This window comes from Klebsiella sp. C349492, assembly GCF_042055345.1.
Classification (GTDB): Bacteria; Pseudomonadota; Gammaproteobacteria; order Enterobacterales; family Enterobacteriaceae; genus Klebsiella; species Klebsiella scottii.
This window is the reverse complement of record NZ_JANQCE010000039.1, coordinates 1-288: the sequence shown is the minus strand read 5'-3', so window position 1 is coordinate 288 and position 288 is coordinate 1. Positions and strand designations below refer to the sequence as shown.

General features: G+C 56.2%; 1 rRNA gene. It reads right to left on the bottom strand.

Annotation, left to right across the window (positions count from 1 at the left end):
* A 16S ribosomal RNA gene (locus NWP14_RS27875) occupies positions 1-288 on the bottom strand; the annotation flags it as partial.

Below are 288 nucleotides of genomic sequence, written 5' to 3'. Positions count from 1 at the left end.
CATCAGGCTTGCGCCCATTGTGCAATATTCCCCACTGCTGCCTCCCGTAGGAGTCTGGACCGTGTCTCAGTTCCAGTGTGGCTGGTCATCCTCTCAGACCAGCTAGGGATCGTCGCCTAGGTGAGCCATTACCCCACCTACAAGCTAATCCCATCTGGGCACATCTGATGGCATGAGGCCCGAAGGTCCCCCACTTTGGTCTTGCGACGTTATGCGGTATTAGCTACCGTTTCCAGTAGTTATCCCCCTCCATCAGGCAGTTTCCCAGACATTACTCACCCGTCCGCC